Genomic DNA, 4588 nt, shown 5'->3' on the forward strand with positions numbered 1-4588 from the left:
TCGGGCCGCCGGGCCTGCCGGGGTCGCATCCCGTGGCCGGGACGCCGAGTCCGCTACGGATTTGGCCTTGGGTCGGGCCGCCGGGCCTGCCGGGGACGCATCCCGTGGCCGGGACGCCGAGTCCGCTACGGATTCGGCCCCGGGCCGGGACACCGTGCCCACCACGGACATCGCTCCCGGCCGGGACGCAGGCCGCCCAGTCACCGAGCCGAGCCCACGCCCCACCGGGTGGCCACGACGGCGCCGGCTGCGCACCTGGTTCGTCACCGCCGCGGTCCTCGCCGCCGTCACCGTCTCCGCCTGGGCCCTGACGAACGGCCGGTCACCGTCCGGCGGCGGCGGACGCGGCACGGGCGAGGACCGGCCGTTGTTCTCGGCCAACTGCTCGCCCGTGATCGCGATGGGCCAGCACGACGAGTGCGTGCGGGAGGTACAGCGCCTGCTGCACGCCAAGGGCGCGGACATCGGCGTGGACGGGGACTTCGGGCCGCAGACCCTGCGCCGCGTCACGGCCTTCCAGGTGCTCGCCGGACTCCAGCCCAACGGAGTCGTCGGGGAGCCCACGAAAAAGGCGCTGTACACCTCGCGGGTCCGGATGGCCGTGTGGTCGCCGCAGAAGGTGCGTCAGCGGGTCCGGGACGTCTTCCCCGAGGTGCCGGACAAGGCGGTGGCCATCGCCGACTGCCAGTCCTTCCTCGACCCGCTGCACATCCTCCCCAACACCAACGGCACCAGGAACTGGGGCCTGTTCCAGATCTCCGACGCCCGGCTGCGCGAGCTGGGCGGCACCCCGCGCGAGGCCCTGGACCCGGAGTGGAACATCCGGGCGGCCCGCAAACTGTGGAGCCGGGACCGCGACTTCGGCGACTGGCCCCACTGCGAACGCGCCGCCGACGCTCCCCGCTCCCCGGTGCCCCGTCACTCGCCCACAGCGACAGCGCACTCCGGGACGTGATCAGTGCGGAGAGCACCCCTCCGTGGAGAAGGGGTGCTCCTGTCCCGGGACCGCTCCGGCCGACCGGCTACGCCGTGCGCACCTTGTAAGCGGTCACCCGTACCGTCTCGTCGTCCAGGCACTCGCCCGACGTCAGGTCGAAGCGCTGCTTCAGCAGGGGCGAGGCGACGAAGGGGCGGCCCTGGTGGGTGCCCGTGAGGCCTCGGGAGAGGACCGCGGCGCCGGTGAAGGGGTCGCGGTTGTCGATGGCGAACAGGTCGCCGGAGCGGTCGCGGAAGATCGCGGCCTGCCTGCCGTCCGGCAGCAGCGCGGCCACCCCGCGGCCCGGAAGCAGCGCGGTCAGGTCGCAGACCGTGAACCAGTCGTCGTCCAGGGCGAGTTCGATCTTGAGGTCGGTGGTCTCGAGTGCCAGGGTCATCGCTGGGCGCTTCCTTCCAGTACGTCAGCGGCGGGTCGCATGCCGATGGACAGCAGCGGCAGGTCGGGCTTCATCTGGTCGCGCTCGGGCACGAAGGCGACGACGGGGTCCGGGGTGTCCGGGGCGTTCACGAAGGACACGAACCGGGCAAGCTTCTCGGGGTCGTTGATGGTCTCGGACCACTCGTCGCGGTAGTGCGCGACGTGCGCCCGCATCAGCTGCTCCAGCTCGTCGCAGATGCCGAGCGAGTCGTGGACGACGACGTCCCGCACGTGGTCGAGGCCGCCGGGGATCCGCTCCAGCCACGTCGACGTGCGCTCCAGGCGGTCGGCCGTACGGATGTAGAACATCAGGAACCGGTCGATCAGGCGGATCAGTTCGGCGTCCGACAGGTCCTGCGCGAGCAGGTCCGCGTGACGCGGGGTCGCGCCCCCGTTACCGCCGACGTAGAGGTTCCAGCCGTTGGCCGTGGCGATCACGCCGAAGTCCTTCGACTGGGCCTCGGCGCACTCGCGCTGGCAGCCGGAGACGGCCGACTTCAGCTTGTGCGGGGAGCGCAGCCCCCGGTAGCGCAGCTCCAGGTCGATCGCCATGCGGACGGAGTCCTGGACGCCGTAGCGGCACCAGGTCTGGCCGACGCAGGACTTCACCGTGCGCAGCGACTTGCCGTAGGCGTGGCCGGACTCGAAGCCGGCGTCCACCAGCCGGGCCCAGATCAGCGGCAGTTGCTCGACGCGGGCACCGAACATGTCGATCCGCTGACCGCCGGTGATCTTTGTGTAGAGGCCGAAGTCGCGGGCGATCTCGCCGATCACGATCAGCTTCTCCGGGGCGATCTCGCCGCCGGGGATCCGCGGCACGACCGAGTACGAGCCGTTCTTCTGCAGGTTGGCCAGGAAGTGGTCGTTGGTGTCCTGAAGGGCTGCCTGCTCGCCGTCCAGGACATAGCCGCTCGCGCCGATCGTCGGGGCGAGGGAGGCGATGATCGAGCCGACGGCCGGCTTGCAGACCTCGCAGCCGTCACCGCCCCGGGCCTCCTCGCGGCCGTGCCGGTCGAGCAGGTCCTGGTAGGTGGTGATGCGCAGGGCGTGGACGATCTCGTAGAGCTCCTCGCGGGTCTGTCCGAAGCAGCCGCACAGGCCCTTGTCGACCTCGACGCCGCTCGCCTCCAGCTCGGCGTTGACGAGCTGCCCGAGGACCTTGACGCAGGAGCCGCAGCCGGTGCCGGCCTTGGTGCACTTCTTCACCTCGGGCACCGTCGTGCACTGGTGGTCGGTGACCGCGCCGCGGATCGTGCCCTTGGAGACGTTGTGGCAGGAGCAGACGATCGCCTCGTCCGGCAGCGCGGACGGGCCGAGCTGGACGGACTCCCCGGCCCCGGCGGGCAGCACCAGCGACTCGGGCGAGACCGGCGGGACCGAGCCGGTGAAGGCCTTCAGCGTGCCGTACGCCTCCGCGTCACCGACCAGGATGCCGCCGAGCAGCGTGCCGTCCCGGCCGATGACCAGCTTCTTGTACAGGCCCGCGCGGGAGTCGGAGTAGACGACGTCCAGGCAGTCCTCGGCGGTGCCGTGCGCGTCACCGAAGGACGCCACGTCCACCCCGAGCAGCTTCAGCTTGGTCGACAGGTCGGCACCGGTGAAGGACGCCTCGTCCGAGGCGATCGTCGCCGCGGCCGTCTCGGCCTGCTCGTAGCCCGGCGCCACCAGGCCGTACACCCGGCCGTCGGAGGCCAGTGCGCACTCGCCGATGGCGAAGACGTGCGGGTCGGCGACCGTACGGCACTGCTCGTCCACGGTGATGCCGCCGCGCTCCCCGACTGTCAGACCGCAGTCGCGGGCCAGCTGGTCGCGGGGGCGCACACCGGCGGAGAACACCACCATGTCGGCGGCGAGTTCGGAACCGTCGGAGAGCTTCATGCCGGTGACGGCACCCTCGGAGTCGATCAGGATCTCCTGCGTGCCCACGCCCGTGTGGACGCTCAGGCCCATCTCCTCGATCGTGCGCAGCAGCGCGGCACCGCCGCCGTCGTCCACCTGGACGGGCATCAGCCGGGGCGCGAACTCCACGATGTGCGAGGTGAGTCCGAGACCCTTCAGCGCCCCGGCGGCCTCCAGTCCGAGCAGACCGCCGCCGACCACGGCACCCACCTCGGCCTTGGACTTCGCGTACTCCTCGATCGCGAGGAGGTCCTCGATCGTGCGGTAGACGAAACAGCCCTCGGCGTCCTTGCCCGGGACCGGCGGGACGAACGGGTAGGAGCCGGTGGCGAGCACGAGGACGTCGTACGCGAAGACCTCACCGGACCGGGCGGTGACCTCGCGGGCCTCGCGGTCGACGGAGATCGCCGGGTCGCCGACGTACAGCTCGATGCCGTGCGTGGCGATGAACTCCATGTCCGTCATGGAGAGATCCTCGGGCGTCTTGCCGGAGAAGTACGAAGTGAGCGCCACGCGGTCGTAGGCCGGGCGCGGCTCCTCGCAGAGCACGACCACGCGGTGCGTAGCGGTCAGGCCGCGCTCGGCGAGCGCTTCCAGGAAGCGCTGGCCGACCATGCCGTGGCCGACGAGCACGATCGTGGCGGTGGCCTCCGTGGCCTCCGGGGTGGCGGTCATCAGGAGCCTCCGTCGTTGGTGAGCAGGTGGAGCAGCGGGCCGCCGTCGGACGGGAGCGGCTCTGCTCCCTCCCAAGCGCGGGCGAGCGCGCCGACGGTGCCGAGTTCGCCGACGAGGACCCCGCCGACCAGGCGGTCGTCGCGGACGACGACCTTGCGGTAGGTGCCGCGGGTGGCGTCGGCGAGCTGGACGACGTCGTCGCCCGGGAGGGCCTCGGTCTCGCCGAACGCGGCGAGGTCGAAGGGGCTGTCGTGCCCGTTGAGTGTGAGGCGCGTCAGGGAACGCGTGCCGGTGTACCGGGCCGTGGGGTCACCGGCCAGCAACTCGGCCAGCGCGTCGGCCTGTTCGAGCGCCGGAGTGGCGAGGCCGTACACCGTGCCGTGGTGCTGGACACAGTCCCCGAGGGCGTGGATGTGCGGGTCGGAGGTGCGCAGCTCGTCGTCGACGACGATGCCCTTGCGCACCTCCAGGCCGGCCGCCTGCGCCAGACCCACACGCGGGTGGACCCCGCAGGCCAGGACCACGAGGTCGGCGTCGAGGGCGTATCCGTCGGCCATCTCCACCGAGCGGACCGCACCGCCGACGCAGCGCACGTCGCGC

4 protein-coding genes are annotated in these 4588 nt (G+C 71.8%); 1 reads left to right on the plus strand and 3 read right to left on the minus strand.

What is annotated here, in order from left to right:
• The first annotated feature begins 154 nt into the window (after positions 1 to 154).
• Positions 155 to 955, plus strand: a complete 801-nt coding sequence (locus ABZ281_RS38980; protein ID WP_356662737.1) for a peptidoglycan-binding protein — start codon at positions 155 to 157, stop codon at positions 953 to 955.
• A gap of 67 nt (positions 956 to 1022) precedes the next feature.
• Here the strand turns inward: ABZ281_RS38980 and nirD are convergent, their stop codons facing one another.
• The 3 genes from nirD to ABZ281_RS38995 form a co-directional block, all read right to left on the minus strand.
• Positions 1023 to 1373, minus strand: a complete 351-nt coding sequence (nirD, locus tag ABZ281_RS38985) for a nitrite reductase small subunit NirD (protein ID WP_097216490.1) — start codon at positions 1371 to 1373, stop codon at positions 1023 to 1025.
• Complete coding sequence (nirB, locus tag ABZ281_RS38990) at positions 1370 to 3988, minus strand: nitrite reductase large subunit NirB (protein ID WP_356662738.1); 2619 nt, start codon at positions 3986 to 3988, stop codon at positions 1370 to 1372. Before nirB ends, nirD begins: the two co-directional genes overlap by 4 nt.
• The coding region (locus ABZ281_RS38995) for an FAD-dependent oxidoreductase (protein ID WP_356662739.1) at positions 3988 to 4588 on the minus strand (601 nt) is incomplete at its 5' end. The genes ABZ281_RS38995 and nirB, both read right to left, overlap by 1 nt.

The sequence above is a fragment of the Streptomyces sp. NPDC006265 genome (genome assembly GCF_040613555.1).
Classification (GTDB): domain Bacteria; phylum Actinomycetota; class Actinomycetes; order Streptomycetales; family Streptomycetaceae; genus Streptomyces.

Bases quoted from the DNA above. Each gene is read 5' to 3' on its own strand.
- nirD (WP_097216490.1), bottom strand. From the start codon at position 1,373: ATGACCCTGGCACTCGAGACCACCGACCTCAAGATCGAACTCGCCCTG.
- nirB (WP_356662738.1), bottom strand. From the start codon at position 3,988: ATGACCGCCACCCCGGAGGCCACGGAGGCCACCGCCACGATCGTGCTC.